We start from the raw sequence: 25,330 nt of genomic DNA, 5'->3' as shown, positions 1-25,330 counted from the left end.
GCGATGGAAGAAGGTCTGCGCTTCGCAATCCGCGAAGGCGGCCGTACCGTCGGCGCCGGCGTGGTTGCAAAAATCATCGCCTAATTAGCGTTTGATTTGCCGGCGGTTCGTTCCGCCGGCACAACAAGAGGGGGCAGAATTTCCATTCTGCCCCCTCTGTTTAACAAGGAACGATGCTATACTCTCGCTCCTTTGCTGCACGTAGTACCTGACAAATCATTGCCGGCCCTTCTCGAAGCCGGTTCGTTCTTTTCCAAGGAAATAGCATGTCCGCAAATCAAAAAATCCGTATCCGCCTGAAAGCGTTCGACTACAAGCTGATCGACCAGTCCGCACTGGAAATCGTCGACACCGCCAAGCGCACCGGCGCCGTGGTCAAGGGCCCAGTCCCACTGCCGACCCGCATCCAGCGTTTCGACGTGCTGCGTTCCCCACACGTGAACAAGACCTCGCGCGACCAGTTCGAAATTCGTACGCACCAGCGTCTGATGGACATCGTGGACCCGACCGACAAGACCGTTGACGCACTGATGAAGCTGGACCTGCCAGCTGGCGTCGACGTCGAAATCAAGCTGCAGTAATTTTTTGGCGAACGCGGAGCGATCCGCGAGCCGAAAACAATCGGGGCCGGGAAGGGCCGCCATCTGGCGGACTTTCCCGGCCCCGATGCCGTTTACGTCTTCACACGGCGGGCATGCCCGCCCTACGTTAAACGACCTCGTACGTATTCATACGGCGGGCATGTACGCCATCCGGTAAGCGACCTCATACGTATTCGTAGGGCGGGCATGCCCGCCATCCGGTAATCGACCTCATACGTATTCGTAGGGCGGGCATGCCCGCCATCCGCCGAACGGCTCTAATCCTTGCGGCCCGTCTTCCAGCGCAAGCCAAAATTGAAGCGCCGGTCCATCAGCTCGTGCGCGCTGGTCTGGCCCTGCTGCTCGAAGTATTCCGTCATCTTGGTCACCTGCAGCCGGCCTCCCTGGTTCTCGATCATCGCGATCGCGCACATCATCTGGTTGCCGCCGCCGTCCAGGCGCACTTCGATCGGCGCCTGGTTCGGCACGGCGATCGTGACTACGCCGTCCGTCGCCGACCAGTTCGGGACACCTTCATAAATGAAACTGAAGATGATCGCGCGGCGGATCTGGGCGAACTGGTCGCCGTTGATCCACAGGTTCTCGCCATTGCTGGAAGCCCCCGTGCGGTCGTCGGCGTCGAGCTTCATGAAGGGCGCGTGGTCGTAGTCGCCCCAGGCATTGCCGAGCGCCTGTACCAGGCCCTTGCGGCCGTCGCTCAGCTCGAACATGCAGCCGAGGTCGAGGTCGATGCCGCCCGAGCGCCGGCGTCCGCCCGCTGCGCCGCCCATCACTTCGCTCAGGCGGCCGAGCAGGCCGGACTTTTGTTGCGGGACTGGCGCCGGCGCCTGCGCCAGGCCCGAGCGGTTCCAGTTCAGGTTGACGTGGATGCGGCCGAAACCGGCGCTGCCGCGCTTGTCGAGCGAGACCTTGTCGCCGCGCTTTTCCAGCGTGACTTTCGAGAGCGAGACTTTCGGGGCAGCCGGCGCGGCGGGGGCAGGCGAGGCTGCCGGCGCCGCCTCGGTCCCGCCGAAGTGTTTCAGCAGCGCCGCCAGGCCGCCATTAAAACCCTGGCCGACGGCGCCGAAGCGCCACTGGCCGTCGCGGCGATAAATCTCGGCCACGATCACGGCCTTTTCGTCGCCGAAGTCCGTGCCCGACCAGGGGAAGCGCAGGGCGTTCCCGAGCGTGAGCGAACTGGCGCCCAGCGCGCGCATGGTCTGGGCACCGTCGATCGCGGCCACGAAAACGAGTTTCGCAATCGATGCCGGCAGGGCGTCGAGGTTCACCTGGAAGCGCGCCGGCGTGCCGAGCGTCAGGCGCACCGCCTCGCCCGGACTGGCCAGCTGGTTATAGAAGACCATGTAGCGGTCGTCGGAGAGTTTATCGGCGCTGTCCAGGCCGAAGCAGGAGACGTCGACGGCGAAGCCAGGCGCGTTGATGTCGAGTTCGACATTGAAAGCGCTGCCGACGCCGAGATCGGCAAGCTTGCCCTTCTGGCCGCGTGCGAAGTTGTTCATGTAGGTGTCCTGTCCAGGTTCGTCAGAGGGCGCCATGCGCGCCGAAGATATGCGATTGCGCCACCAGGCGTTCGGCCCAGGCGCGGTGGGTGGCCACTTCGCACATCGAATCGTGCATCTTGAAGACGGCCGGGCTGTTTTCGTCGAGGATGGCGTGCGCCGCCGCCAGGTCCTGCGGCTTCACTTTGTAGTGCTCTTCGATCGGCCCGATCTGGCTCGGGTGGATCGCGGTCTTGCCGACCATTCCGTAGGCGATGTCTTCGCTGACTTCCTGGTCCAGCAATTCGGGCAGGTCGAGGTGTTCGAACACGGGAGCGGTCAGCATGAAGCCGTGCGGGCGAAATACCGTCACCAGGCGCGCAATCACCGGGCCGAGCGGGGTGCGGTAGATCGTCATGCCGCGCGGGCGGCGCAGGCCGAGCAGGGCCAACAGATCGTTGCCGCCGATGCGCAGCGCCAGGATGCGGCTGCGCACGCCGGGCGACTGCAGCAGGTCACGGAAGGATTCCATCTCGCGCTCGCTGAACACCTCGGCCGTTTCCAGCGTCGGCATCAGCATGTGATCGGTGTCGCGCACGAGCCGATAATAGGCCTCGAAATTCTGGCGCGTGGCTTTCGGGATCACGAAGCCGGTCAGCTTGTGCGCGCCCGGCATCGCCAGCACGCGCGTCAGCACTTCGGGATTACGCACCCGCACGAAGCGCTCGGCCGGCACCTCGCCGCGCATGTTCTGCAGCACGACGGACAGGTTGAACAGCGCCCAGCCGAGTTCGCGGTCGGCCACCGAGTCCTCGGTGCAGAAGATCAGCGAGCGCGCCTGCGGCAGTTTTTCGCCGTTGGCGATCTGCAGCAGGTCTTTATGGTTGGCCGGCACGTACAGCGACGCGCCCATCGATTTATGCATCCGATGCACTCCTGATCAGCGATACAGCCTGGTAAGGCAAAGCCGGGTCGACTTCGACCGGCACGTCTTTTTCTTCGGCCAGCAGGCGCAGGTGCGCCACGGCCGGGTGGTGAAGCTCGCGCAGCAACAGCAGGCGCGGCACCCGGCGCAGCAGCACGCGTGTGGCTTCGCCGATGCCGGGTTTGATCAGGTTGACGTCCGCGATGCCGTAGCGGCTCCGGGCGGACTCCAGATAGGCCTGCGAGCGCATTGCGGCGGCGTGCGCATCCACCGGCTCGCCCGCGTCGATGTGCGCCGGCGCCAGCGCATCGAGCATGTCGACGAAGCCGCGCGAACGGTCCTCGCTTGCAAAATCCTCGTACAGCACGCAGCCGTGGAAATCTTCCGGCCCGATGGCCTCGTTGAGCACCGAACGGCTGACCAGGCCCGACACCGTCGCGTTCAGGATGCTCGACGGGATCAGGTAATCCTCGCAGGAGGCGGCAACGGCGGCGGCACCGGCCAGGTCGGACAGCACGTGCAGGCCCGGGTCGATATCGACGCCCTGCTGCGCATTGACGCGGGCGATGGAACCGGCCAGCTCGCGCGCGATCACGCCCTTGCCGGTCCAGCCGTCCACAAAAGCGATCGACTCCGGCGCGTGGCCCTGCGCCAGGATGTGGCGCAGGGCGTTGGCGTCGATGCCGCGGTCGCGCACGATCGAGACCGAATAGTGCGTCGCTTCTCGTCCGCAGACCCGTTCCAGCAGGCGTTTCAGCACCACGCCGATCGGGGTGCCGCCACGCGCCAGCGAGACCAGCGTAATGGCGCCGCTGCGGCGTGCAGCAATGAATGAAGCCAGGCGCAGGCAGTCGCGCGCCATGCGCTCGCCGTTCAGGCGGCAGGCCTGCTCGAACAGGGCCAGGTAGCGCGCCGAGGGCGCCCGCTCGGGCGAAAGCATCTCGCTGTAGTGGCGCCGGCCGGACTGGATCAGCGCCTCCTTTTCCTTCACGTCGACGAAATCGGCCAGCGGCAGGCGCTTGAGCAGGAAGCGGACATCGCTGTCCAGATAGCTGCCGGCGAAGCTCACAGCGCCTCCAGCGCCAGTTTCGCCAGCTGGGTGCGGCGCGGGACGATGGCATAGTCGCAATCGGCCATGAAGCGCGCATCCGAACGGCTGTCGCCCATGCCGAAGGTGACGATCTCGCCATGTTCACGGCGCAGGCGTTCGGTGACGTAAGCCACCGCATCGGCCTTGTCCAGGCTGCGCGGCAGCACTGCCAGGTTGTTGCCGTTGCGGTGCACGCAATAGTCGCGGCCTTCGCCGGCGATCCAGGGCAGCACCACCTCGCGCTCGACGCGCTCCAGGTTCAGCGCCACCTTGTCCGGGTCTTTCACGACGATGAAGAAGGGTGTTCCCTCGTCTTCGACCAGGCGGGGGCGGCCGCCGTAGCCGGTGCGCGCGCACCAGTCCCCGATGCGCGCCGCCAGCTCCTGCAGGCCGGGCAGGGCGGCCGTCATGAGGCCGTGCATGCGGCCCTGCCAGTCGCGCTCGATGCTGCCGTCCGGCTGCAGGATGACGCCGCCGAAGTTAAGGATCGCGTAACTGGTGAAGCCGATGTCGACGCGGCGATAGGCATCGAGGCTGCGCGCCGTGGTTGGAATCACCGTCATGCCCGCGCTCATGAAATCGAAGACGGCGCGCTGGGCCGGCGTGGTGAACGAGCAGATGCTGCCGTCGCTATAGTAGGCGGCCGGCTCCAGCGCTTCGCGCACGGCGCATTTCTCGATCGTCTGGAACAGGGTGTCGTCCAGGTCAGCGAACAGGAACTTCTTCAACGTCGTCCTCGGTGTGATAGTGGAACAGGCGCGCATCGAGTGTGCGCGCAAAGCCGAGCAGGGCTGCGTTCGGCGGCGTCTCGTGGCAGACCAGCACGTGCGCGTACTGGCCGGGCGCGACGTTGTAGACGAAATTCGGGATGCCTTCGCCGTAGTTGTCCGGCAGGCCTACCGCATGCGTGACCGCGCCCCAGGTGAGGATGGGCGAACGCGTGGTCGATTGCACCACGACGTGCAGGCCCAGCTTTTCCAGCGCGGCGCCCAGCAGCGTCGAGGGATGCATGAATTCGCCGGTGCCCAGCACCAGCACCTTTTCGCCCGCCTTCACGTCTGCCGCCAGTGCGCGTGCCAGCGATTCAGGCGTGCGCAGGGCACGGGCCAGGCCCAGGCGCCCGAAGGCCGTGCTGGCGCCGCGTTCGGCGTATTCTTCGTAGCGCTGGGCCGGCGCCGCATCGACCGGGCAGTCGGCGGGCGTGAAACGGTAGGCACCTGCGATCAGGGCGCCCATCGTCGCCGGCAAGGTAAAACGTTCGCTCAGGGCTGCGGTGGCGGCCGCGCCCATGAAGTTGGCCAGCACGGCCAGGTGCACGCGTTCGAGCTGCGGATTCAGGCGGCGGCAGGCCTCGGTCAGGTTCAGGAAGGTGTTGCCCGTACTGGCCTCGTCGTCGACCAGCACGATGGTGCGCGCGCTCTTCAATAGCGCCTGTTCGTGCGCGCCGGCCGGCATGTGCAGGAACTGGCGCGGCGCGTGGCTGTGCGCTTCCTCGAATTCGATGATCGGGCCCGTGCCGACGCGGTAGCGCGTCGTCTGCAGGAACAGCGCTTCCTGGCCCGGATGCGCGCGCAGCCAGGCTTCGAACACGCCCTGGCCCAGGCCGACGGCCGTTTCCGCCATCGCGATGAAGAGCACGGGACCGGGCGCCCCGGGCACGGTGGACGCGAGGCGTTCGTGGATGGCCAGCATGCGGCCAGGACGCACGGGCCAGTGCTTGCCCAGCACCTTGCTCACGAACAGAAAACCGCGCTTGGCATTGGCGCGGGCGGCAAAGCCGAGCAGTTCGTCGAGTTCGTGCGCGCCTTCGTGCAGTTCGACTTCGAGCAGGCCGGTCGGCAGCTGCTGCGTGAGCCGCAGGGGTGGGGTTTCGCTACGTGCGTTCATGCCAGCTCCACGGCTTGCGACAGTTCGGCGACGCGGATGCCGTCGCGTACTGGAGGAATCTCCAGGTCCGCGTAGCCGTCGGCAAAGCCGCGCAAAGCGATCCAGGGCAGGTTGGGACCGGCCACGCAGGCCATGCCGATCCCGCCCGACATGCGCGGGTTGATCTCGAGAAGACGCGGCGTGCCGGCGGCTTCGCGGAACTGGACGTTAAAAATGCCGTTCAGGCCATGCGTGGCGCACAGTTGAGTAGTAGCGGCGAGGATGTCGGCCCGCTGGTCGATGCGCTGGCCGGCGCCGGCCTGGCTCGATTTGCGGCGCACCACGGCGGCGACCAGACGGCCGCTGTCTCCCACGCAGTCGACGCTGTACTCGCGCCCATCGAGGTATTCCATCAGCAGCATGCTGCGGAAAGCCCCCAGCTTTGCCAAGCCGGCGCGAAAGTCCGCCAGCGAGACGTGGTATTCGACACCGGCCATCAGCAGCTCGGCGCTGTTTCTCTCCTCGTCGAGCACGGCGAAACCGAGGCCGTAGATCGAGTGCGCCGGTTTGACGCACAGCTTCGCGTGGCGGCGGCGCAGGAAGTCGTAGGCCGCTTCGAAGCCGGCGGCGTCCTCGAAGTGGCGGAACTCGGCCACCGGCGCGTCCGGCAAAGTCGTCTCCGCATAGAAGCGTGCCTTGTCGTGGATGAGCTGCAGGTCGGCTTCCGCGGCGGCGCTCAGCACGCGCGTGCCGGCTTCCTCGAAACGCGCATGAACGCCGGCGATGGCGGTCGCTTCGCGGCCGGGAATGAAGATGTCGATGCGGTGCTCGCGGCAGAAGGCGACGCACCAGTCGATGTAGTCAGCCGTGGCGAGGCCGGTCGGCTCGGTGTGAAACGCGTGCGCGAGGCGGGCGGCCGGGGCGCGCGGATTGGGATTGCTGTGGACGATCGTGAAGCGGCCATCGGCGTCCGCCTGGCGGATCAGCGCGATCGCCGTGTGGACGGTGGAGAAGCCACGGTTGAACCAGACGCGCATGGGTGTCTTCTGTTACAGGGGAAGAGGGCAGTCCCGCCCTGCGGCGGGACCGGGGTCTGGCAGGAAACGGATCAGACGTTCACGCCGAACGAGCGGGCCAGGGGGCCGAGGCCGCCGTTGTAGCCCTGGCCGACGGCGCGGAATTTCCAGTCGCCGCCGGCGCGATACAGTTCGCCGAAGATCATCGCCGTCTCCGTGGAGCTGTCTTCGGACAGGTCGTAGCGGGCGATTTCGGCGTTGCCGTTGGCGTTGACGCAGCGGATGAAGGCCTTGCCGACCATGCCGAAGCTCTGGCGGCGGCTTTCCGCTTCGTGGATGGTGACGCAGAAGGAGATCTTGTCGACTTCGGCAGGCACACGCGCGAGATCGACAGTGACGGTTTCGTCGTCGCCTTCGCCCTGGCCGGTGGTGTTGTCGCCGTTGTGGACGACCGAGCCGTCGGAGGACTTCAGGTTGTTATAGAAGATGAAGTCGGTGTCGCTGCGGACCTTGGCATCGGATTTCAGCAGGAAAGCCGAGCCGTCGAGGTCGAAGGCGGCGCCGTCGGTCGAACGCGGGTCCCAGCCCAGGCCGATGACGACCTTGGTAAGATTCGGTGCTTCCTTGCTCAGGTTGACGTTGCCGCCTTTTTGCAGACTGATTGCCATTACAGCTCCTTTCGTGATTGAAACGGGTCGTGTGGCGCGGCTGTCGGGCCGCCGCGAATGCGCACTGTGAATATAACGCTAATTGACGGATATTACACATGCGGGCTTATGGAAGACTTAGGCGGGCTGTGCCGGTATGCATGAATTCGGCGGGCATGCCCGCCCTACGGTGCACCGTCGCCGCAGGACCTTGGCGTTGGCCGCGGCGTAACGTAGGGCGGGCATGCCCGCCGACGGTGGACCGCCGCAGCCTAACGTAGGGCGGGCATGCCCGCGCGGAATGCGGCATACCGTTACCGCGGCGGGTAGCCAGCACACCGAAATAAACTCAGCTATTGCAAACTCCCCGAACCCTTGGCATAATGCGGATCCCCGGGCGGTTAGTTCAGTTGGTTAGAATACTTGGTCGACATCCAAGGGGTCGCAGGTTCGAATCCTGCACCGCCCACCAAAATTCAAATGTCGCAGAGCCCCGAGCTCTGCAGAGAAAAGGCGCACTAGTGCCTTTTCTGTGCTGGCAAGCCTTGCCAGATTCCTTCTTCTCCAGACTGCTCGCGATAAACGCGCAACAGGGGCGACATACCCCCGATTCTCTTGTTGCGTCAAGCCCTTTTGCGCGCTATACTAGCCGGCTTCGGTATGGGTTCGTTGTTCAGGACCTGTACGTTTTTAGTAGTTCAACTACCCCCGCCCAATCGTAGGTGGGAATGGAGAAAAAATGAGCTTGGGCCTTCTCGGTCGCAAGGTTGGCATGATGCGCATCTTCACGGATGACGGGGATTCGATCCCAGTCACCGTGCTGGACGTGTCGAACAACCGTGTCGCACAAATCAAAACTCCTGAAACCGACGGCTACGCCGCAGTTCAGGTCGCATTCGGTCAACGTCGCGCTTCCCGCGTGACCAAGGCTGTTGCGGGTCACCACGCAAAAGCAGGCGTCGAAGCTGGCACCATGCTGCGCGAATTCCGCGTTGACGCTGCCAAGGCAGCCGAACTGAAAACTGGCGACGCAGTCAATGTCTCGCTGTTCGAAGTGGGCCAGAAAATCGACGTGCAAGGCACCTCGATCGGTAAGGGCTACGCCGGTACCATCAAGCGTTACAACTTCTCGTCGGGTCGTCAGACCCACGGTAACTCGCGTTCGCACAACGTTCCTGGCTCCATCGGTATGGCGCAGGATCCGGGCCGCGTGTTCCCAGGCAAGCGCATGACCGGTCACATGGGCGACGTCACCGTCACCACCCAGAATCTGGAAATCGCGCGTATCGACGCCGAGCGTCAACTGCTGCTGGTGAAAGGTGCCGTTCCAGGCGCCAAGAACGGTCAAGTGATCGTCAAGCCGGCTGTCAAAGTCAAAGCCAAGAAAGGAGCTTAAATATGGAACTTCAGCTCCTGAATGAGCAAGGTCAAGCCGGCGCCGCTGTTGCTGCTGCCGATACCGTGTTCGGCCGCGAATACAACGAAGCCCTGATTCACCAGGTCGTGGTCGCCTACGCTGCCAACGCACGTAGCGGCAACCGCAAGCAGAAAGACCGTGAAGAAGTCAGCCACACCACCAAGAAGCCATGGCGCCAGAAAGGCACCGGCCGCGCTCGTGCTGGTATGTCGTCGTCGCCTCTGTGGCGCGGCGGTGGTCGTATCTTCCCGAACTCGCCTGACGAGAACTTCACCCACAAGGTCAACAAGAAGATGTTCCGCGCAGGTATCTGCTCGATCTTCTCGCAGCTGGCCCGCGAAGGCCGTCTGAGCGTTGTGGAAAACCTGTCGATCGACGCTCCAAAAACCAAGCTGCTGTCGCAAAAGCTGCAGGGCATGGGCCTGGAATCGGTCCTGGTGATCACCGACACCATCGAAGAAAACCTGCTGCTGGCATCGCGCAACCTGCCGAACGTGCTGGTCGTCGAGCCGAAAGCAGCTGACCCGATGTCGCTGGTGTTCTACAAGAAAGTCCTGGTCACCAAAGCTGCACTGGCCAAGATCGAGGAGATGTACGCATGAGCACCGCAATCAAATTTAGCGAAGAGCGCCTGATGAAGGTGCTGATGGCTCCGGTCATTTCCGAGAAGGCTACCTTCGTCGCGGAAAAGAACGAGCAGATCGTGTTCAAGGTTCTGCCTGACGCGACCAAGCCGGAAATCAAGGCTGCCGTCGAACTGCTGTTCAAGGTCGAAGTGGAATCGGTGCAAACCGTGAACCGCGAAGGCAAAGTCAAGCGTTCGGGCCGTTTCACCGGTCGCCGCAACCACACCAAGCGCGCTTTCGTGTGCCTGAAGCCAGGCCAGGAAATCAATTTTGTCGAGGAGGCTAAATAATGGCACTCGTTAAGATGAAGCCAACCTCCCCAGGCCGCCGCGGCATGGTGAAAGTTGTGACCGAAGGCCTGTACAAGGGCCGTCCGTTCGCAGCACTGGTTGAGAAGAAATCGAAGACTGCTGGCCGTAACAACAACGGTCACATCACCACCCGTCACATCGGCGGTGGCCACAAGCACCACTACCGTCTGGTCGACTTCAAGCGCCAGAAGGATGGCATCCCTGCCAAGGTCGAGCGTATCGAATACGACCCGAACCGTACCGCGCACATCGCACTGCTGTGCTACGCGGACGGCGAGCGTCAGTACATCATCGCCACCAAGGGCATGGCTGTGGGCGACACCGTCATGAACGGCTCGGAAGCGCCGATCAAGGCCGGTAACTGCCTGCCGATCCGCAACATCCCGGTCGGTACCGTGATGAACTGCGTCGAAATGCTGCCAGGTAAGGGTGCCCAGATGGCCCGTACCGCCGGCGCCGCCGTGGTCCTGATGGCCCGCGAAGGCACCTACGCCCAGGTTCGCCTGCGCTCGGGTGAAGTCCGCCGCGTGCACATCGAGTGCCGTGCAACCGTGGGTGAAGTCGGCAATGCCGAGCACAGCCTGCGCAAGATTGGTAAAGCCGGTGCAATGCGCTGGCGCGGTGTCCGTCCTACCGTCCGCGGTGTGGTCATGAACCCGATCGACCACCCGCACGGTGGTGGTGAAGGTCGTACGGCTGCCGGTCGCCATCCAGTGTCGCCATGGGGCCAGCAGACGAAGGGCAAGAAGACGCGTTCGAACAAGCGCACTTCTTCGATGATCGTTTCGCGCCGCGGCAAGAAATAAGGGATAACACATGACTCGTTCATTGAAAAAAGGGCCGTTCGTTGACGCCCACCTGGTGAAAAAAGTCGAAGCCGCGCAAGCGACCAAAGACAAGAAGCCAGTCAAAACCTGGTCGCGCCGCTCGACGATCACGCCTGACTTCATCGGTCTGACGATCGCTGTCCACAACGGCAAGCTGCACGTGCCGGTGTACGTCTCCGAGAACATGGTCGGCCACAAGCTCGGCGAATTCGCGCTGACCCGTACGTTCAAGGGCCACGCCGCTGACAAGAAGGCGAAAAAATAATGGAAACTAAAGCTATCCTCAAAGGCGTGCGCCTGTCGGAACAAAAAGGCCGCCTGGTGGCCGACATGATCCGCGGCAAGAAAGTTGACGCAGCACTCAACATTCTGCAGTTCAGCCCAAAGAAGGGCGCCACCATCATCAAGAAGGTTCTCGAGTCGGCTATCGCCAACGCGGAACACAATGACGGCGCCGACATCGACGAGCTGAAAGTCGTTCAGATCTACGTCGAAAAGGGCCCGATCCTGAAGCGCTTCACCGCTCGTGCAAAAGGCCGCGGCGATCGCATTTCTAAACAATCCTGTCACGTCTACGTGACTGTCGGTAACTAAGGAGCAAACGATGGGTCAGAAAATCCACCCAACCGGCTTCCGCCTGGCGGTCACCCGTAACTGGGCGTCGCGCTGGTACGCTGGCAACGGCAACTTCGCCGACATGCTGAAGGAAGATCTGGAAGCACGCGCTTTCCTGAAGAAGAAGCTGAAGAACGCTTCGGTCGGTCGCATCGTCATCGAGCGTCCAGCCAAGAACGCGCGCTTCACCATCTACTCGTCGCGTCCAGGTGTCGTGATCGGCAAGAAGGGCGAAGACATCGAAGTGCTGAAGTCGTCGCTGACGAAGATCATGGGCGTGCCTGTGCACGTCAATATCGAAGAGATCCGCAAGCCGGAAATCGATTCGCAGCTGATCGCCGATTCGATCTCGCAGCAGCTCGAAAAGCGCATCATGTTCCGCCGCGCGATGAAGCGCGCGATGCAGAACGCCATGCGTCTGGGCGCCGTCGGCATCAAGATCATGTCGTCGGGCCGTCTGAACGGCATCGAAATCGCACGTACCGAATGGTACCGCGAAGGCCGTGTGCCTCTGCACACCCTGCGCGCCGATATCGACTACGGCACCAGCGAAGCATCGACCACGTACGGCATCATCGGCGTCAAGGTCTGGGTCTACAAGGGTGACCGTTCGGCCACCGGCGAAGCCCCGGTCATCGACACCCCGCCAGACGAGAAGAAGCCACGCGGCCCACGTCGTGACGATGGCAAGCCATCGCGCGGCCCACGCCCAGCTGGCGGCGCCCGTCCAGGTACCGCAGCGCCGACCGTCCGTGCGCGTCCTGCCGTCAAGGTAGCGACCCCGGCTGCCGCTGCACCAGCTGAGAAAGCAGGAGAATAAGCATGCTGCAACCATCGCGCAGGAAGTATCGTAAAGAGCAGAAAGGCCGTAACACCGGCATTTCGCACACCCGCGGCACCGCGGTCTCGTTCGGTGAATTCGGTCTGAAGGCAGTTGCCCGCGGCCGTATCACCGCGCGCCAGATCGAAGCGGCACGTCGCGCCATGACCCGTCACATCAAGCGTGGCGGCCGTATCTGGATCCGTATCTTCCCGGACAAGCCGATTTCGAACAAGCCGGCCGAAGTCCGTATGGGTAACGGTAAAGGTAATCCGGAGTACTACGTCGCTGAAATCCAGCCAGGCAAAGTCCTGTACGAGATGGACGGCGTCGCAGAAGAACTGGCGCGCGAAGCATTCCGCCTGGCCGCTGCCAAACTGCCACTGGCTACCACCTTCGTGGTGCGCCAGGTCGGCCAATAACAGGAGTTGAATATGAAAGCATCGGAACTCCGCGGCAAGGACCAGGAAGCGCTGCAAAAGGAGCTGAGTGAGCTGCTGAAGGCCCAGTTTGGCCTGCGCATGCAAATCGCTACCCAGCAGCTGGGCAACACCGCGCAGCTCAAGAAAGTACGTCGCGACATCGCGCGTGTGAAGACTGTGATGAACTCGAAGGAAGCCAAATGAACGACACCACTAAAACGGCGCTGAAGCGTACGCTGGTCGGCAAGGTCGTGTCCGACAAAATGGACAAGACGGTAACCGTCCTGATCGAGCGTCACGTGAAGCACCCGCTGTACGGCAAGATCATCGTGCGTTCGAACAAGTATCACGCACACGACGAAACCAACCAGGCCAAGACCGGTGACACGGTCGAGATCGCGGAAGGTCGTCCGATCTCGAAGACGAAAGCTTGGACTGTGACCCGTGTTGTGCAGGTTGCACAGGTTCTGTAAGCGCTAGCAAAATTTGTCTTGCGTGGCCCGCTGGTATCTGGGATACTAGCGGGCTTCGTTCATGTGTTGCCGCAGTTTGTCCCCCTCGGTAACTGCGGCCTGTACGAAGTTAATTGGAAAGTCCAATCACCCAATCGTGTGCTCCAGCAGGGGCGCTCCGGCGGGACCAAGACTGACCGCAGGCCTACGGTTTTCCGTGGGGTTTCTTCGGCTTAAGTTGGGAAAGAAAATACTATGATTCAAACTGAAAGCCGGCTCGAAGTAGCCGACAACACCGGTGCAAAAGAAGTTTTGTGCATCAAGGTGTTGGGCGGCTCCAAGCGCCGTTATGCGAGCATTGGCGACATCATCAAAGTAACCGTCAAGGTTGCTGCGCCACGTGGCCGTGTCAAAAAAGGTGAAATTTATAACGCTGTGGTTGTGCGTACCGCTAAAGGTGTGCGCCGCCAAGACGGCTCCCTGGTGAAGTTCGACGGCAACGCCGCCGTTCTGCTCAATGCCAAGCTGGAACCGATCGGCACCCGTATCTTCGGACCAGTGACCCGCGAACTGCGCACTGAAAAGTTCATGAAGATCGTGTCCCTGGCACCTGAAGTACTGTAAGGAGTCGTAATGGATAAGATTCGTAAAAACGACGAAGTCATCGTTTTGGCCGGTAAAGACAAGGGCAAGCGTGGCGTGGTTTCGCGTCGCGTCGACGCCGAGCACGTGATCGTCGATGGCGTGAACGTGGCCAAGAAGGCCGTCAAGCCGAACCCGATGACCGGCGTCCAAGGTGGTATCGTCGACAAGGCGATGCCGATTCACGTCTCCAACGTCGCGCTGTTCAACGCCGCGACCGGCAAGGCTGACCGCGTAGGCTTCAAAGACCAGGACGGCAAGAAAGTCCGCGTCTACAAGTCTTCCGGCGAAGAAGTGAAGGTGTAAGAAATGGCCCGTCTCCAACAATTCTACAAAGACAAAGTCGTCGCTGACCTGACCGAAAAATTCGGCTACAAGTCGGTGATGGAAGTGCCACGCCTGACCAAGATCACCCTGAACATGGGTGTTGGTGAAGCCGTCGCTGACAAGAAGGTGCTCGAGCACGCAGTCGGCGACCTGACCAAGATCGCCGGCCAGAAGCCAGTGACCACCAAGTCGCGCAAGGCAATCGCAGGTTTCAAGATCCGCGAAGGCTACCCGATCGGTACGATGGTGACCCTGCGTGGCGCCCGCATGTACGAGTTCCTGGACCGCTTCATCACCGTGGCCCTGCCGCGCGTGCGTGACTTCCGCGGTGTGAACGGCAAATCGTTCGACGGTCGTGGCAACTACAACATCGGCGTCAAGGAACAGATCATCTTCCCTGAAATCGACTACGACAAGATCGACGCGCTGCGTGGCATGAACATCTCGATCACCACCACCGCTAAGACCGACGAAGAAGCCAAAGCGCTGCTCGCCGCCTTCAAATTCCCGTTCAGGAACTAAGAGCATGGCAAAACTTGCACTGATTAACCGCGAACAGAAGCGTGCAGACCTGGTGGAGAAATTCGCCGCAAAGCGTGCAGCTCTGAAAGCAATCATCGACGACCAGTCGAAGACCGAAGAAGAGCGTTACGAAGCGCGCCTGAAGCTGCAGGCACTGCCACGTAACTCGGCGCCGACCCGCCAGCGTAACCGCTGCGCCATGACCGGCCGCCCACGCGGCACGTTCCGCAAATTCGGCCTCGCCCGTACCAAACTCCGCGAATTCGCCATGAAAGGCGAAATCCCGGGTATGACTAAAGCCAGCTGGTAATAGGAGAATAAGCAATGAGTATGAGCGATCCTATCGCCGATATGCTGACCCGCATTCGCAACGCGCAAGGCGTGCAGAAGACTAACGTCGCTATGCCGTCGTCGAAGCTGAAGGTTGCAATTGCCAACGTCCTGAAGGACGAGGGTTACATTGAAGATTTCGCCGTGTCCACCGAAGGTGGCAAGTCGGAACTGAAAATCGGTTTGAAGTATTACACCGGCCGTCCGGTCATCGAGCGCCTCGAGCGCGTTTCCCGTCCAGGCCTGCGCATCTACAAGGGCAAGGATGAAATCCCGTCGGTCATGAACGGCCTGGGCGTGGCAATCGTCTCGACCCCACAGGGCGTGATGACTGATCGCAAAGCGCGCGCTACCGGTGTCGGTGGCGAAGTGATTTGCTACGTGGCTTAAGGAGTAGACGATGTCTCGAGTAGCTAAGATGCCAATCGCTGTCCCAGCTGGCGCCGAAGTGGCGATCACTGCAGCAGCGATCACGGTCAAAGGCCCACTGGGCACCCTGACCCAGCCGCTGAACGGCATGGTGAAGGTGGAAAACAACAATGGCACGCTGACCTTCGACGTGGTGGACGATTCCCGTGAATCGAACGCGATGTCGGGTACCCTGCGTGCTCTGGTCAACAACATGGTGACCGGCGTGACCAAGGGCTTCGAGAAGAAGCTGAACCTGGTCGGCGTGGGCTACAAGGCAGCAGTGCAGGGCAACGCCCTGAACCTGTCCCTGGGCTTCTCGCACCCGGTGCTGCACGCGATGCCGGAAGGCGTCACGGCCGTGACCCCGACCCCGACCGAAATCCTGATCAAGGGTATCGATCGTCAAAAGGTCGGCCAGGTTGCCGCTGAAGTGCGCGCTTACCGCTCCCCTGAGCCTTACAAGGGCAAGGGCGTCCGTTATTCGGACGAGGTGGTGAAGCTTAAAGAAACCAAGAAGAAATAATCGGAGCTGACGATGGACAAGAAAGAATCGCGTCTGCGTCGCGGACGCCAAACCCGCATCAAGATCGCGCAGCAAGGCGTGAACCGCCTGTCGGTTCACCGCACCAACCTGCACATCTATGCGAACCTGATCAGCCCGGATGCGAAGGTCCTGGTTTCGGCTTCGACGCTGGAAGCAGACGTGCGCGCCGAACTGGCCGGTCAAAGCGGCAAGGGCGGCAACGCCGCCGCTGCTGCCCTGGTTGGCAAGCGCGTCGCAGAGAAAGCACTGAAAGCAGGGATCACCGAAGTCGCATTCGACCGTTCGGGTTTCCGTTACCACGGCCGTGTGAAGGCGCTGGCAGAAGCCGCGCGTGAAGCCGGTCTGAAGTTCTAAGGAAGAATCGTCATGGCAAAAATGCAAGCGAAAATGGCAAGCGACAAGCCGGATGATGGCATGCGCGAAAAAATGATCGCGATCAACCGCGTGACCAAAGTGGTCAAGGGTGGTCGTATCATGGGTTTTGCAGCGCTGACCGTTGTCGGTGACGGCGATGGCCGCATCGGCATGGGTAAAGGCAAGTCGAAGGAAGTTCCTGTCGGCGTGCAAAAGGCAATGGAAGAAGCCCGCCGCAACCTGATCAAGGTGCCCCTCAAGAACGGTACCCTGCACCACACCGTCACCGGTCGTCACGGCGCCTCGCGCGTCATGATGTCGCCAGCCAAGCCTGGTACCGGCGTCATCGCTGGTGGCGCAATGCGCGCTATCTTCGAAGTGATGGGCGTGACCGACGTGGTCGCCAAGTCGACCGGTTCGTCGAACCCGTACAACCTGGTGCGCGCTACCCTCGACGGCCTGTCGAAGATGAGCACCGCCGCCGACATCGCCGCCAAGCGTGGCAAGTCGGTCGAAGACATCCTGGGCTAAGGTGAAGACAATGGCAAACACCATCAAAGTACAACTGGTCAAGGGCCTGATCGGCACCCGTCAAGATCACCGCGCTACCGTGCGTGGTCTGGGTCTGCGCCGCGTCAACTCGGTTTCCGAGTTGCAGGACACCCCGTCGGTGCGTGGCATGATCAACAAAGTCTCGTACCTCGTTAAAGTAGTCGGGTAAGCCTTCGGGCTTACCTAACGGAGAAAACAATGGAATTGAATACCATTCAACCAGCTGACGGCGCCAAGCACGCTAAGCGTCGCGTCGGCCGCGGTATCGGCTCCGGCCTGGGCAAGACCGCCGGTCGCGGTCACAAGGGTCAGAAGTCGCGTTCGGGCGGCTTCCACAAGGTCGGTTTCGAAGGCGGTCAGATGCCTCTGCAGCGTCGTCTGCCGAAGCGCGGCTTCAAGTCGCTGAACGCGACCTTCAAGGCTGAAGTGCGTCTGTCGGACCTGAACAACCTGGCCGTCGGCGACGTCGACATCCTGGTGCTCAAGCAAGCGGGCATCCTGCCGGTGGTGGCACGCGACGTGCGCGTCATCCTGTCGGGCGAGATCACCAAGGCGGTGAACCTCAAGGGCCTGAAGGCGACCGCGGGCGCGAAAGCGGCCATCGAAGCAGCTGGCGGTTCGGTCGCTTAATTGCGATCCTGCCTGATCGGAGCAAAAATTGGCGACTAATTCACAACTTGGTAAAAGCGCCGCCGCCGGCTTCCCCTGGGGTCGGCTGTGGTTTTTGCTTGGCGCATTGGTCGTGTACCGCATCGGTGCTCACATCCCGGTTCCCGGGATTGACCCGGTCGCGCTGGCGTCGCTGTTCAAGCAGAACGAAGGCGGCATCCTGGGCATGTTCAACATGTTCTCGGGTGGTGCCTTGTCCCGCTTTACCGTGTTCGCACTCGGGATCATGCCCTACATTTCGGCTTCGATCATCATGCAGCTGGGGTCGATCGTTTCGCCGCAGCTCGAAGCGCTGAAGAAGGAAGGCGAAGCAGGGCGCCGCAAGATCACCCAGTACACCCGTTACTTCACGGTGGCACTGGCTCTGTTCCAGGCGTTCGGCATCGCCGTCGCGCTCGAAGCCCAGCAGGGCCTCGTGATCGACCCGGGCATGGGCTTCCGCTTCGTCACGGTCGTGACCCTCTTGACCGGCACCATGTTCCTCATGTGGCTGGGCGAGCAGATCACCGAACGTGGCCTCGGCAACGGCATCTCGATCATTATTTTCGCCGGTATCGCAGCCGGTCTGCCGTCGGCGCTGGGTGGCCTGTTCACCCTGGTTTCGAACGGTTCGATCAGCAGCATCGCCGCGATCTTCATCGTCATCCTGGTGGTGGCGGTTACGTATGCAGTCGTGTTCGTTGAGCGCGGACAGCGCAAGATCCTCGTGAATTACGCCAAGCGCCAGGTCGGCAACAAGGTGTACGGTGGCCAAACCAGCCACCTGCCCCTGAAGCTGAACATGGCCGGTGTGATCCCGCCGATCTTCGCGTCCTCGATCATCCTGTTCCCGGCGACGATCGTCGACTGGTACACGCGAGGCAAGGACTCCAGCGGCCCGGTCATCGGGTTCCTGAAGGACCTGGCTGCTTCGCTCGGTACCGGTGAGCCGATCCACGCGTTGCTGTATGCGGTGGCGATCATCTTCTTCTGCTTCTTCTATACCGCGCTGGTATTCAACAGCAAGGAAACGGCGGACAACTTGAAGAAGAGCGGTGCGTTTGTTCCTGGCATTCGTCCAGGTGACCAGACGGCCCGTTACATCGACAAGATCCTGATGCGCCTGACCCTCGCTGGTGCGGTTTACATCACCCTCGTGTGCCTGGTGCCGGAGGCCCTGCAGTCGTTCTGGAAAGTTCCTTTCTATTTCGGCGGCACGTCGCTCCTGATCATCGTGGTGGTGACGATGGACTTCATGGCACAAGTGCAGAACTACGTCATGTCGCAGCAATATGAATCGCTGCTGCGCAAGGCGAACTTCAAGGGCGGAATTCCGACGCGATAAGCGGGGAGTGAAGAGACCGAATGGCAAAAGACGACGTCATCCAAATGCAAGGCGAGATTCTCGAGAATCTCCCAAATGCGACATTTCGCGTAAAGCTGGAAAACGGGCATGTGGTCCTGGGGCATATCTCGGGTAAAATGCGGATGAACTATATCCGCATTCTCCCGGGAGACAAGGTAACGGTGGAACTCACGCCGTACGACTTGTCCCGGGCGCGCATCGTATTCCGCACCAAGTAAAAAATATTCAGTAATCTCACCAGGAGTACAAAATGAAAGTTAATGCTTCAGTCAAGCGGATCTGCCGCAACTGCAAGATCATCAAGCGCAAGGGCGTGGTCCGCGTGATCTGCGTCGAGCCGCGTCACAAGCAGCGTCAAGGTTAAGAGGAATAACGAATGGCACGTATTGCAGGGGTTAACATCCCAAATCATCAGCACACTGTTATCGGCCTGACGGCGATCTACGGTGTTGGCCGTCCACGTTCGCAGAAGATCTGCGACGCGACTGGTATCGCGACCAACAAGAAGGTCAAGGACCTGGACGACAACGAACTCGAAAAACTGCGTGACGAAGTTGCGAAGTTTGTCGTGGAAGGCGACCTGCGCCGCGAACTGTCCATGAACATCAAGCGTCTGATGGACCTGGGCTGCTACCGCGGCATGCGTCACCGTAAGGGCCTGCCAGTGCGCGGCCAGCGTACCCGTACCAATGCACGTACCCGCAAAGGTCCGCGTAAGGCCGCTCAATCGCTGAAGAAATAATAGGAACTGACCATGGCTAAGCAACAAAGCAGCGCAGCAGCAGCGCGCGTTCGCAAGAAAGTCAAGAAGAACGTGGCTGAGGGCATCGCCCACGTCCACGCTTCGTTCAACAACACCATCATCACGATCACCGACCGTCAGGGCAACGCTCTGTCGTGGGCGACGTCGGGTGGCGCAGGCTTCAAAGGCTCGCGTAAGTCGACTCCGTTCGCAGCTCAGGTCGCTGCTGAAGCAGCCGGCAAGGTCGCACAGGAAAGCGGCGTGAAGAACCTGGAAGTGCGCATCAAGGGTCCAGGCCCAGGCCGTGAATCGGCTGTCCGCGCACTGAACAACCTGGGTATCAAGATCACCGAGATCCAGGACGTGACGCCAGTTCCGCACAACGGCTGCCGTCCTCCAAAGCGTCGTCGTATCTAAATTCGGCCGGGCAGTTCTGCTGCCCAGTTGTTTTCGGTACACCGCTTGCGCAGTAAGCAGTAGCAAAAGCCGGTGCAGTGACCCGAATTCGGGTATACTGCCCGGCTGTTGTCGTCCTGCACCTCGGTGCGGGACATCTTTTCAGCCACGTCCGCTCATCTACGGGTCGGACTAGCGCCTGCCGCATCCTCAAGGATGCCTCTGGGGCGTGATTAATACATTAAAGGATTCAACGTGGCACGTTATATCGGACCAAAAGCAAAACTGTCGCGCCGTGAAGGCACCGACCTGTTCCTGAAGAGCGCACGCCGCTCGCTCGACTCGAAGTGCAAACTGGACGTCAAGCCAGGCCAGCACGGCGTCAAGTCGGGTGCCCGCACCTCGGACTACGGCAACCAGCTGCGTGAAAAGCAGAAGGTCAAGCGCATGTACGGCATCCTCGAGCGTCAGTTCCGCCGCTACTTCGCAGAAGCGTCGCGCCGCAAGGGCAACACCGGCGAAACCCTGCTGAAGCTGCTGGAATCGCGCCTGGACAACGTCGCTTACCGCATGGGCTTCGGCTCGACCCGCGCTGAAGCGCGTCAGCTGGTGAGCCACAAGGCCTTCACCGTCAATGGTAACGTCGTGAACATCGCTTCGTACGCCGTCAAGACCGGCGACGTTATCGCCGTCCGCGAAAAGGCCAAGAAGCAAGTGCGTATCGTCGAAGCGCTGTCGCTGGCTGAACAGATCGGCATGCCGAGCTGGCTGTCGGTCGACACCAAGAAGATGGAAGGCACCTTCCGTTCGTTCCCAGAGCGTAACGAGATCGCCGCCGACGTCAACGAAGCACTGATCGTCGAACTGTACTCGCGTTAATCGTTAGACAGTAATTTCGCCCGCTCATCACCGAGCGGGCGTTTGCGTTTCTTAGTTTTAACCATGCCATCAGCCTTATCGGTGTAACGAGCCGAGGGTATTGAAAAGGACATTTCATGCAAAATAGTTTGTTGAAGCCACGTATCATCGACGTCGAAGCCCTGGGCGCCGGTCACGCCAAAGTCGTGATGGAGCCGTTCGAGCGTGGCTACGGCCACACGCTGGGCAACGCGCTGCGCCGCGTCCTGCTGTCGTCGATGATCGGCTACGCGCCGACCGAAGTCACCATCGCCGGCGTCGTGCACGAGTACTCGTCGCTCGACGGCGTGCAGGAAGACGTCGTCGACCTGCTGCTGAACCTGAAGGGCGTCGTGTTCAAGGTGCACAACCGTGACTCCGTGACCCTGACCCTGAAGAAGGAAGGCGAAGGCGCCGTCCTGGCATCGGACATCGATCTGCCGCATGACGTGGAACTGATCAACCCGGATCACGTGATCGCTCACCTGACCGCCGGTGGCAAGCTGGACATGCAGATCAAGGTCGAAAAGGGCCGTGGCTACGTCCCAGGTAACGTCCGTCGCCTGTCGGAAGACACCAACAAGACGATCGGCCGCATCATCCTGGACGCATCGTTCTCGCCAGTGCGCCGCGTGTCCTACGCCGTCGAATCGGCGCGCGTCGAACAGCGTACCGACCTGGACAAGCTGATCATCAACATCGAGACCAACGGCGTCATCACCCCGGAAGAGGCGATTCGCCAGTCGGCTCGCGTGCTGGTCGACCAGCTGAACGTGTTTGCTGCCCTGGAAGGCACGGAAGCCGCCGCCGAAGCACCGTCGCGTGCTCCGCTGGTCGATCCGATCCTGCTGCGCCCGGTCGACGACCTGGAACTGACCGTCCGCTCGGCCAACTGCCTGAAAGCAGAAAACATCTACTACATCGGCGACCTGATCCAGCGTTCGGAAAACGAACTGCTCAAGACGCCGAACCTGGGCCGCAAGTCGCTCAACGAAATCAAGGAAGTCCTTGCTTCGCGCGGCCTGACCCTGGGCATGAAACTCGAGAACTGGCCGCCTGCAGGCCTCGAGAAGTAATTCGCAGTACCTGCCCGGACAATGTTGTCCGGGCAGTCTTAAACCCTATAAACCGGTCCGCGGTCATGCTCATGCATGAACGATCGAAGAACTGGAAATTAAACACTCGAAAGGAAGTACCATGCGTCACCGTCACGGCCTCCGTAAGCTGAACCGTACCTCGTCCCACCGTCTCGCCATGCTGCGCAACATGACCGTCTCGCTGCTGCGTCATGAAGCCATCAAGACCACCGTGCCAAAAGCCAAGGAACTGCGTCGCGTCATCGAACCGATCCTGACCCTGGGCAAGACCGACACGCTGGCCAACAAGCGCCTGGCATTCGCCCGCCTGCGCGACCGCGAAATGGTGCAGAAGCTGTTCGCTGAACTCGGCCCACGTTACGCCAACCGTAACGGCGGCTACCTGCGCATCCTGAAGATGGGTTTCCGCGTGGGCGACAATGCGCCAATGGCCTACGTCGAACTGCTGGACCGTCCGGAAGTGAGCTCGGCTGAAGAAGCACCGACCGCCGAGTAAATCGCTTCATGCGAACGAAAAAAACCAGGCCCCGTGCCTGGTTTTTTTTCGCCTTTACCCGGTGGCGTGCCGCCCGGTGTACCATTCCGCTGCGCCATGTTCATCAAAGGAAGTCATGTTGATCACCCGTTTTCGTGCAGCCCCAATGCCCCTGCTGGCCGCGCTGACGCTCCTGTTCCTGTCCATCATGCTGCTGGCCGTGCCAGGCCGTGCGCAGGACTTCCTCGATCCCGCCGTCGCCTTCAAATTCTCCGCACGTATGGAGAACGAGCGCACCGCGGTCGTCACCTACGACATCGCGCCCGGCTACTACATGTACCGCGAGCGCTTCAAATTCACGGCAACGGGAGCGGCGCTGGGCGAGCCGCAGATCCCGCCGGGCAAGGTCAAGTATGACCAGACCTTCGAGAAGGAGGTCGAGACCTACCACGGCAGCGTGACGATCCGCATTCCCGTGGAGAGCGGCGGTGCCTTTACCCTCAACGCGACCAGCCAGGGCTGTGCCGATGCCGGCCTGTGCTATCCGCCGCAGGAGCACAGCGCGCGCCTGACCGCCGGCGGCGGCACCGCGCAGCCGTCGATTCCGATCGGGGCCAACGCCGCGCCGCAGTCGTCGATCGCGCTGTCCTCGGCGCCGCTGAGTGAAGGGCCGGCCAGCGTCGCTGCCTCCGCACCCGCCGGCAAGCAGGCCGGGTCCGCAACGACGCCCACTGTGGAGGCTCCAGCCCCGGCAGCGGCACCTGCGCAGGCGCCCGCCGCGACCACCGCGCCGTCCGACATGGCCAGCATCGGCGCCATCCTGCAAGGCGGCCGCCTGCTCGCCATCGTGCCCGCTTTCGCACTGCTCGGCCTGGGCCTGGCCTTCACGCCCTGCGTGCTGCCGATGGTGCCGATCCTGTCGTCCATCATCGTGGGCGAGGGCGGCAAAACCAGGCGCTCGCGCGGCCTGCTCTTGTCCGTCACCTATTCGCTGGGGATGGCGATCGTCTACACGGCCCTGGGCGTGGCCGCCGGCCTGATCGGAGAAGGGCTCTCCGCCGCCTTGCAGAACCCCTGGGTGCTGGGCGCCTTTGCCCTGCTGATCGTGGCGATGTCGATGTCGATGTTCGGCTTCTATGAGCTGCAGGTGCCCGCCGCGATGCAGACGAAACTGGCCAACGCCTCCGGCCGCCAGGCCTCGGGCAAGCTGGCAGGGGTGTTCGCGATGGGTGCTATTTCCGCCCTGATCGTCGGTCCATGCGTGGCCGCGCCGCTGGCCGGCGCCCTCGTGTACATCAGCCAGACGCGCGACGTGCTGGTCGGCGGCGCTGCGCTGTTCTCGATGGCGATCGGCATGAGCATTCCGCTGCTGCTGGTCGGCGTCTCGGCCGGCTCGCTGCTGCCGCGCGCGGGCGCCTGGATGGACTCCGTAAAACGCTTCTTCGGCGTGCTGATGCTGGGCATGGCCTTGTGGCTGGTGTCTCCGGTGCTGCCGGCATTGCTGCAGATGATCCTGTGGGCGGCCCTGCTGCTCGGCTACGGCGCCTATCTGCTGAGCCGGCGCGGTCACTGGGCGGCAATCGCTTTCGGCGCCGTGTTCGGCATTCTGGGAGCCCTGCAGGTCGTCGGCTTGGCCACCGGCGGGCGCGATCCGCTCGCGCCGCTGGCGCACCTGACCGGCAACGCGAAGCACGCCCTGATGTTCAAGCGTGTGAAAACCGTCGCCGAACTCGACGCCGTGCTGGCTGCGAATCGCGGCAAGACCGCCATGCTCGACTTCTACGCCGACTGGTGCGTCTCGTGCAAGGAAATGGAAAAGCTGACCTTCGTCGAGCCGGCCGTGCAGGCCAAGCTCGCGAACACGCTGCTGCTGCAGGTCGACGTCACCGCCAACGATGCGGCCGACAAAGCCATGCTGAAGCGTTTCGGCTTGTTTGGGCCGCCGGGCATCATCCTGTTCGGCAAGGACGGAACCGAGATACCCGACAGCCGCGTGATCGGCTACCAGAACGCAGACAAATTCCTGGCATCGCTGCAAAAGCTCGAATAGCTACGAAATGTAGGGTGGACTCCCGAGTCCACGCGGTGCACGGGCGGCGTCGCACTACCGCAATTCGGAGACGTCAGCGCTGAGCACGCACCGCAACCGCGTGGACGGAGTCCACCCTACAAAAAAAGGGATGCAGAGGCATCCCTTGTCTTTTTATTACCTAAACGATTTAGCTTTGCACTGCCGCGCCACGCTCGCCATGATGGCCGCCGTGGCCACGGTGACCGCGGTGCTTGCCGCCGAAGCGCACTGCCTTGCTATCGAGTACCTGCTTCTGTTCCGGCGTCAGCACGGCGTACAGGTTGTTCAGGGCCGCCAGGCGCGCCTCCATGCGGGCGGTGCGCTGCTTCTGGCGCTCGATGTGCTGCTGCAGGCGCTGCGGCGCGGGCAGGGTGGCCAGCTTGCCGTGCTCGGCGCGGGCGCCGGCGTCCGGACGCCGGGCCGGCTTGCCCGCGGCCAGGAAGGCGGCGAAGGCCGGTTCCTGCTGCGGCGTGATCTTCAGCTCGGCGCGCAGCTTGGCGGCACGCTGCGCCTGGCGCTCGGCACGCTTGGCCTGGCGTTCGGCTTTAAAGGCTGCGCGCTGCTCGGCGCTGACGGCGTGGCCGTGGCGGCCTTGTTCCGGCTGGGCCGGTGCGGTCTGGGCGACGGCAAGGCCGGCGATGCCGAAAGCGGTCAGGGCGATCAAGACATTTTTACGAAAGGTGTTCATTTCAGGTCCTTGTTGGTGTGTGAGTCAGTCGGTATTTGTGCGTGAACCACTCACTGCACGGAATCCATCATCGCGAAAAAATGTAAGCCCAGCGTGTCCGCTGCCACGCACTTTGTATCAGTTTGTTTCCTTCGTTATTTCATATACATACGGA

Annotated in this window: 39 protein-coding genes and 1 tRNA gene; 32 read left to right on the top strand and 8 right to left on the bottom strand. The window is 61.9% G+C overall.

The genetic code is table 11. The features are described 5' to 3' along the window. Both ACFPQ5_RS24755 and rpsJ read left to right on the top strand, forming a co-directional pair. A partial coding sequence (locus ACFPQ5_RS24755) for an EF-Tu C-terminal domain-related protein (RefSeq protein ID WP_465263137.1) occupies positions 1-84 on the top strand: 84 nt, incomplete at its 5' end. A gap of 182 nt (positions 85-266) precedes the next feature. Next, complete coding sequence (gene rpsJ, locus ACFPQ5_RS24750; RefSeq protein WP_136219921.1) at positions 267-581, top strand: 30S ribosomal protein S10; 315 nt, start codon at positions 267-269, stop codon at positions 579-581. A gap of 278 nt (positions 582-859) precedes the next feature. Here the strand turns inward: rpsJ and ACFPQ5_RS24745 are convergent, their stop codons facing one another. The 7 genes from ACFPQ5_RS24745 to ACFPQ5_RS24715 form a co-directional block, all read right to left on the bottom strand. Further along, entirely contained in the window at positions 860-2,101 is a 1,242-nt protein-coding gene (locus ACFPQ5_RS24745) for a TerD family protein (RefSeq protein ID WP_379761735.1), read from the bottom strand. Between the two features lie 22 nt (positions 2,102-2,123). Beyond that, positions 2,124-3,005 carry an HpcH/HpaI aldolase/citrate lyase family protein gene (locus tag ACFPQ5_RS24740; RefSeq protein WP_379761734.1) on the bottom strand — a complete coding sequence of 294 codons (882 nt, stop codon included), beginning with the start codon at positions 3,003-3,005 and terminating at the stop codon, positions 2,124-2,126. Then, positions 2,998-4,074, bottom strand: coding sequence for a cysteine protease StiP domain-containing protein (locus tag ACFPQ5_RS24735; protein WP_379761733.1), 1,077 nt, complete (start codon positions 4,072-4,074; stop codon positions 2,998-3,000). Before ACFPQ5_RS24735 ends, ACFPQ5_RS24740 begins: the two co-directional genes overlap by 8 nt. After that, positions 4,071-4,823, bottom strand: coding sequence for an HAD family hydrolase (locus tag ACFPQ5_RS24730; RefSeq protein ID WP_379761732.1), 753 nt, complete (start codon positions 4,821-4,823; stop codon positions 4,071-4,073). The genes ACFPQ5_RS24735 and ACFPQ5_RS24730 overlap by 4 nt, the downstream gene beginning before the upstream one ends. After that, positions 4,801-5,982, bottom strand: coding sequence for a phosphoribosyltransferase domain-containing protein (locus ACFPQ5_RS24725; protein ID WP_379761731.1), 1,182 nt, complete (start codon positions 5,980-5,982; stop codon positions 4,801-4,803). Before ACFPQ5_RS24725 ends, ACFPQ5_RS24730 begins: the two co-directional genes overlap by 23 nt. Then, a complete protein-coding gene (locus ACFPQ5_RS24720) occupies positions 5,979-6,998 on the bottom strand; it encodes an ATP-grasp domain-containing protein (protein WP_379761730.1) in 1,020 nt (339 codons plus the stop codon). The genes ACFPQ5_RS24725 and ACFPQ5_RS24720 overlap by 4 nt, the downstream gene beginning before the upstream one ends. Before the next feature lie 71 nt (positions 6,999-7,069). After that, positions 7,070-7,645, bottom strand: coding sequence for a TerD family protein (locus ACFPQ5_RS24715; RefSeq protein ID WP_379761729.1), 576 nt, complete (start codon positions 7,643-7,645; stop codon positions 7,070-7,072). Between the two features lie 374 nt (positions 7,646-8,019). Between ACFPQ5_RS24715 and ACFPQ5_RS24710 the strand changes: the two genes are divergently transcribed. From ACFPQ5_RS24710 to dsbD, 30 genes are all read left to right on the top strand, one after another. Next, positions 8,020-8,096: transfer RNA gene (locus ACFPQ5_RS24710), tRNA-Val, on the top strand. A 267-nt stretch (positions 8,097-8,363) separates the two neighbouring features. Beyond that, entirely contained in the window at positions 8,364-9,020 is a 657-nt protein-coding gene (gene rplC / locus ACFPQ5_RS24705) for a 50S ribosomal protein L3 (RefSeq protein ID WP_136219929.1), read from the top strand. Between the two features lie 2 nt (positions 9,021-9,022). Then, positions 9,023-9,643, top strand: a complete 621-nt coding sequence (rplD, locus tag ACFPQ5_RS24700; protein ID WP_379761728.1) for a 50S ribosomal protein L4 — start codon at positions 9,023-9,025, stop codon at positions 9,641-9,643. Beyond that, positions 9,640-9,957 carry a 50S ribosomal protein L23 gene (gene rplW / locus ACFPQ5_RS24695; protein ID WP_136219931.1) on the top strand — a complete coding sequence of 106 codons (318 nt, stop codon included), beginning with the start codon at positions 9,640-9,642 and terminating at the stop codon, positions 9,955-9,957. The genes rplD and rplW overlap by 4 nt, the downstream gene beginning before the upstream one ends. Next, positions 9,957-10,784, top strand: coding sequence for a 50S ribosomal protein L2 (gene rplB / locus ACFPQ5_RS24690; protein ID WP_136219932.1), 828 nt, complete (start codon positions 9,957-9,959; stop codon positions 10,782-10,784). Before rplW ends, rplB begins: the two co-directional genes overlap by 1 nt. A gap of 10 nt (positions 10,785-10,794) precedes the next feature. Beyond that, positions 10,795-11,070, top strand: coding sequence for a 30S ribosomal protein S19 (gene rpsS, locus ACFPQ5_RS24685; RefSeq protein WP_136219933.1), 276 nt, complete (start codon positions 10,795-10,797; stop codon positions 11,068-11,070). Then, the gene (rplV, locus tag ACFPQ5_RS24680; RefSeq protein WP_210735950.1) at positions 11,067-11,399 is read left to right on the top strand and encodes a 50S ribosomal protein L22; all 333 of its coding nucleotides are present in this window, start codon (positions 11,067-11,069) and stop codon (positions 11,397-11,399) included. Before rpsS ends, rplV begins: the two co-directional genes overlap by 4 nt. Positions 11,400-11,409: 10 nt before the next feature. Continuing rightward, positions 11,410-12,240 carry a 30S ribosomal protein S3 gene (gene rpsC, locus ACFPQ5_RS24675; protein WP_379761727.1) on the top strand — a complete coding sequence of 277 codons (831 nt, stop codon included), beginning with the start codon at positions 11,410-11,412 and terminating at the stop codon, positions 12,238-12,240. A gap of 2 nt (positions 12,241-12,242) precedes the next feature. After that, positions 12,243-12,662: a 50S ribosomal protein L16 gene (gene rplP, locus ACFPQ5_RS24670; RefSeq protein ID WP_005663456.1), complete on the top strand. Its 420-nt coding sequence runs from the start codon at positions 12,243-12,245 to the stop codon at positions 12,660-12,662. 12 nt (positions 12,663-12,674) lie between these two features. Further along, positions 12,675-12,866: a 50S ribosomal protein L29 gene (gene rpmC, locus ACFPQ5_RS24665; protein WP_056337591.1), complete on the top strand. Its 192-nt coding sequence runs from the start codon at positions 12,675-12,677 to the stop codon at positions 12,864-12,866. Continuing rightward, positions 12,863-13,135 carry a 30S ribosomal protein S17 gene (rpsQ, locus tag ACFPQ5_RS24660; protein WP_020655684.1) on the top strand — a complete coding sequence of 91 codons (273 nt, stop codon included), beginning with the start codon at positions 12,863-12,865 and terminating at the stop codon, positions 13,133-13,135. The genes rpmC and rpsQ overlap by 4 nt, the downstream gene beginning before the upstream one ends. 234 nt (positions 13,136-13,369) lie before the next feature. Then, positions 13,370-13,738 (top strand): 50S ribosomal protein L14, encoded by a 369-nt coding sequence (gene rplN / locus ACFPQ5_RS24655; RefSeq protein ID WP_005663451.1) that lies wholly within the window; start codon positions 13,370-13,372, stop codon positions 13,736-13,738. 9 nt (positions 13,739-13,747) lie between these two features. Further along, positions 13,748-14,062, top strand: a complete 315-nt coding sequence (rplX, locus tag ACFPQ5_RS24650) for a 50S ribosomal protein L24 (protein ID WP_136219936.1) — start codon at positions 13,748-13,750, stop codon at positions 14,060-14,062. 3 nt (positions 14,063-14,065) lie between these two features. Beyond that, complete coding sequence (gene rplE, locus ACFPQ5_RS24645) at positions 14,066-14,605, top strand: 50S ribosomal protein L5 (protein WP_136219937.1); 540 nt, start codon at positions 14,066-14,068, stop codon at positions 14,603-14,605. Positions 14,606-14,609: 4 nt separating this feature from the next. Further along, entirely contained in the window at positions 14,610-14,915 is a 306-nt protein-coding gene (gene rpsN, locus ACFPQ5_RS24640; RefSeq protein ID WP_036240351.1) for a 30S ribosomal protein S14, read from the top strand. A 14-nt stretch (positions 14,916-14,929) separates the two neighbouring features. Beyond that, on the top strand, positions 14,930-15,325 hold the full coding sequence (rpsH, locus tag ACFPQ5_RS24635; protein ID WP_136219938.1) for a 30S ribosomal protein S8: 396 nt from the start codon (positions 14,930-14,932) through the stop codon (positions 15,323-15,325). 10 nt (positions 15,326-15,335) lie between these two features. After that, entirely contained in the window at positions 15,336-15,869 is a 534-nt protein-coding gene (gene rplF, locus ACFPQ5_RS24630; protein ID WP_379761726.1) for a 50S ribosomal protein L6, read from the top strand. Positions 15,870-15,881: 12 nt separating this feature from the next. Beyond that, positions 15,882-16,244 carry a 50S ribosomal protein L18 gene (gene rplR / locus ACFPQ5_RS24625; RefSeq protein ID WP_136219940.1) on the top strand — a complete coding sequence of 121 codons (363 nt, stop codon included), beginning with the start codon at positions 15,882-15,884 and terminating at the stop codon, positions 16,242-16,244. A gap of 12 nt (positions 16,245-16,256) precedes the next feature. Continuing rightward, a complete protein-coding gene (gene rpsE / locus ACFPQ5_RS24620; RefSeq protein WP_136219941.1) occupies positions 16,257-16,775 on the top strand; it encodes a 30S ribosomal protein S5 in 519 nt (172 codons plus the stop codon). 10 nt (positions 16,776-16,785) lie between these two features. Then, positions 16,786-16,965, top strand: coding sequence for a 50S ribosomal protein L30 (gene rpmD / locus ACFPQ5_RS24615; protein WP_056337609.1), 180 nt, complete (start codon positions 16,786-16,788; stop codon positions 16,963-16,965). A 29-nt stretch (positions 16,966-16,994) separates the two neighbouring features. Beyond that, entirely contained in the window at positions 16,995-17,426 is a 432-nt protein-coding gene (gene rplO / locus ACFPQ5_RS24610) for a 50S ribosomal protein L15 (RefSeq protein ID WP_136219943.1), read from the top strand. Positions 17,427-17,454: 28 nt separating this feature from the next. Beyond that, entirely contained in the window at positions 17,455-18,789 is a 1,335-nt protein-coding gene (gene secY / locus ACFPQ5_RS24605) for a preprotein translocase subunit SecY (protein ID WP_136219944.1), read from the top strand. Positions 18,790-18,809: 20 nt separating this feature from the next. After that, entirely contained in the window at positions 18,810-19,028 is a 219-nt protein-coding gene (gene infA / locus ACFPQ5_RS24600) for a translation initiation factor IF-1 (protein ID WP_005663428.1), read from the top strand. 32 nt (positions 19,029-19,060) lie between these two features. Beyond that, positions 19,061-19,174, top strand: coding sequence for a 50S ribosomal protein L36 (gene rpmJ, locus ACFPQ5_RS24595; protein WP_005663407.1), 114 nt, complete (start codon positions 19,061-19,063; stop codon positions 19,172-19,174). A 12-nt stretch (positions 19,175-19,186) separates the two neighbouring features. Further along, a complete protein-coding gene (rpsM, locus tag ACFPQ5_RS24590; protein ID WP_056337616.1) occupies positions 19,187-19,552 on the top strand; it encodes a 30S ribosomal protein S13 in 366 nt (121 codons plus the stop codon). Between the two features lie 12 nt (positions 19,553-19,564). After that, a complete protein-coding gene (gene rpsK, locus ACFPQ5_RS24585) occupies positions 19,565-19,969 on the top strand; it encodes a 30S ribosomal protein S11 (RefSeq protein WP_005663404.1) in 405 nt (134 codons plus the stop codon). 234 nt (positions 19,970-20,203) lie between these two features. Beyond that, a complete protein-coding gene (rpsD, locus tag ACFPQ5_RS24580; protein ID WP_056337619.1) occupies positions 20,204-20,827 on the top strand; it encodes a 30S ribosomal protein S4 in 624 nt (207 codons plus the stop codon). 116 nt (positions 20,828-20,943) lie between these two features. Next, complete coding sequence (locus ACFPQ5_RS24575; RefSeq protein ID WP_026354946.1) at positions 20,944-21,921, top strand: DNA-directed RNA polymerase subunit alpha; 978 nt, start codon at positions 20,944-20,946, stop codon at positions 21,919-21,921. A gap of 121 nt (positions 21,922-22,042) precedes the next feature. Beyond that, entirely contained in the window at positions 22,043-22,438 is a 396-nt protein-coding gene (rplQ, locus tag ACFPQ5_RS24570; RefSeq protein ID WP_379761725.1) for a 50S ribosomal protein L17, read from the top strand. A gap of 115 nt (positions 22,439-22,553) precedes the next feature. Next, positions 22,554-24,467, top strand: a complete 1,914-nt coding sequence (dsbD, locus tag ACFPQ5_RS24565; RefSeq protein WP_379761724.1) for a protein-disulfide reductase DsbD — start codon at positions 22,554-22,556, stop codon at positions 24,465-24,467. Between the two features lie 169 nt (positions 24,468-24,636). On the opposite strand, the gene ACFPQ5_RS24560 is transcribed toward dsbD, so the two are convergent. After that, a complete protein-coding gene (locus tag ACFPQ5_RS24560; protein WP_379761723.1) occupies positions 24,637-25,176 on the bottom strand; it encodes a Spy/CpxP family protein refolding chaperone in 540 nt (179 codons plus the stop codon). Positions 25,177-25,330 lie beyond the last annotated feature (154 nt).

The organism is Massilia suwonensis (assembly GCF_042655665.1).
Lineage (GTDB): Bacteria > Pseudomonadota > Gammaproteobacteria > Burkholderiales > Burkholderiaceae_D > Telluria > Telluria suwonensis.
Note: the sequence above shows the minus strand (reverse complement) of the source record. Positions and strands in the feature narration are given on the sequence as shown.

Excerpts from the sequence above, each read along its gene's own strand:
- ACFPQ5_RS24720 (WP_379761730.1), bottom strand. The coding sequence starts at position 6,998 with ATGCGCGTCTGGTTCAACCGTGGCTTCTCCACCGTCCACACGGCGATC.
- rplO (WP_136219943.1), top strand. The coding sequence starts at position 16,995 with ATGGAATTGAATACCATTCAACCAGCTGACGGCGCCAAGCACGCTAAG.
- ACFPQ5_RS24740 (WP_379761734.1), bottom strand. The coding sequence starts at position 3,005 with ATGCATAAATCGATGGGCGCGTCGCTGTACGTGCCGGCCAACCATAAA.
- rplW (WP_136219931.1), top strand. The coding sequence starts at position 9,640 with ATGAGCACCGCAATCAAATTTAGCGAAGAGCGCCTGATGAAGGTGCTG.
- rpsN (WP_036240351.1), top strand. The coding sequence starts at position 14,610 with ATGGCAAAACTTGCACTGATTAACCGCGAACAGAAGCGTGCAGACCTG.
- rplX (WP_136219936.1), top strand. The coding sequence starts at position 13,748 with ATGGATAAGATTCGTAAAAACGACGAAGTCATCGTTTTGGCCGGTAAA.
- dsbD (WP_379761724.1), top strand. The coding sequence starts at position 22,554 with ATGTTGATCACCCGTTTTCGTGCAGCCCCAATGCCCCTGCTGGCCGCG.
- rpmD (WP_056337609.1), top strand. The coding sequence starts at position 16,786 with ATGGCAAACACCATCAAAGTACAACTGGTCAAGGGCCTGATCGGCACC.
- rplN (WP_005663451.1), top strand. The coding sequence starts at position 13,370 with ATGATTCAAACTGAAAGCCGGCTCGAAGTAGCCGACAACACCGGTGCA.
- rpsJ (WP_136219921.1), top strand. The coding sequence starts at position 267 with ATGTCCGCAAATCAAAAAATCCGTATCCGCCTGAAAGCGTTCGACTAC.
- rplB (WP_136219932.1), top strand. The coding sequence starts at position 9,957 with ATGGCACTCGTTAAGATGAAGCCAACCTCCCCAGGCCGCCGCGGCATG.
- rplE (WP_136219937.1), top strand. The coding sequence starts at position 14,066 with ATGGCCCGTCTCCAACAATTCTACAAAGACAAAGTCGTCGCTGACCTG.
- infA (WP_005663428.1), top strand. The coding sequence starts at position 18,810 with ATGGCAAAAGACGACGTCATCCAAATGCAAGGCGAGATTCTCGAGAAT.
- rpsK (WP_005663404.1), top strand. The coding sequence starts at position 19,565 with ATGGCTAAGCAACAAAGCAGCGCAGCAGCAGCGCGCGTTCGCAAGAAA.
- rpmJ (WP_005663407.1), top strand. The coding sequence starts at position 19,061 with ATGAAAGTTAATGCTTCAGTCAAGCGGATCTGCCGCAACTGCAAGATC.
- rplP (WP_005663456.1), top strand. The coding sequence starts at position 12,243 with ATGCTGCAACCATCGCGCAGGAAGTATCGTAAAGAGCAGAAAGGCCGT.
- ACFPQ5_RS24575 (WP_026354946.1), top strand. The coding sequence starts at position 20,944 with ATGCAAAATAGTTTGTTGAAGCCACGTATCATCGACGTCGAAGCCCTG.
- rpsH (WP_136219938.1), top strand. The coding sequence starts at position 14,930 with ATGAGTATGAGCGATCCTATCGCCGATATGCTGACCCGCATTCGCAAC.
- rplQ (WP_379761725.1), top strand. The coding sequence starts at position 22,043 with ATGCGTCACCGTCACGGCCTCCGTAAGCTGAACCGTACCTCGTCCCAC.
- rplD (WP_379761728.1), top strand. The coding sequence starts at position 9,023 with ATGGAACTTCAGCTCCTGAATGAGCAAGGTCAAGCCGGCGCCGCTGTT.
- rpsE (WP_136219941.1), top strand. The coding sequence starts at position 16,257 with ATGGCAAAAATGCAAGCGAAAATGGCAAGCGACAAGCCGGATGATGGC.
- rpsM (WP_056337616.1), top strand. The coding sequence starts at position 19,187 with ATGGCACGTATTGCAGGGGTTAACATCCCAAATCATCAGCACACTGTT.
- rpmC (WP_056337591.1), top strand. The coding sequence starts at position 12,675 with ATGAAAGCATCGGAACTCCGCGGCAAGGACCAGGAAGCGCTGCAAAAG.
- ACFPQ5_RS24715 (WP_379761729.1), bottom strand. The coding sequence starts at position 7,645 with ATGGCAATCAGTCTGCAAAAAGGCGGCAACGTCAACCTGAGCAAGGAA.
- rpsC (WP_379761727.1), top strand. The coding sequence starts at position 11,410 with ATGGGTCAGAAAATCCACCCAACCGGCTTCCGCCTGGCGGTCACCCGT.
- ACFPQ5_RS24725 (WP_379761731.1), bottom strand. The coding sequence starts at position 5,982 with ATGAACGCACGTAGCGAAACCCCACCCCTGCGGCTCACGCAGCAGCTG.
- rpsS (WP_136219933.1), top strand. The coding sequence starts at position 10,795 with ATGACTCGTTCATTGAAAAAAGGGCCGTTCGTTGACGCCCACCTGGTG.
- rplC (WP_136219929.1), top strand. The coding sequence starts at position 8,364 with ATGAGCTTGGGCCTTCTCGGTCGCAAGGTTGGCATGATGCGCATCTTC.
- rplR (WP_136219940.1), top strand. The coding sequence starts at position 15,882 with ATGGACAAGAAAGAATCGCGTCTGCGTCGCGGACGCCAAACCCGCATC.
- rplF (WP_379761726.1), top strand. The coding sequence starts at position 15,336 with ATGTCTCGAGTAGCTAAGATGCCAATCGCTGTCCCAGCTGGCGCCGAA.
- ACFPQ5_RS24745 (WP_379761735.1), bottom strand. The coding sequence starts at position 2,101 with ATGAACAACTTCGCACGCGGCCAGAAGGGCAAGCTTGCCGATCTCGGC.
- ACFPQ5_RS24560 (WP_379761723.1), bottom strand. The coding sequence starts at position 25,176 with ATGAACACCTTTCGTAAAAATGTCTTGATCGCCCTGACCGCTTTCGGC.
- rpsQ (WP_020655684.1), top strand. The coding sequence starts at position 12,863 with ATGAACGACACCACTAAAACGGCGCTGAAGCGTACGCTGGTCGGCAAG.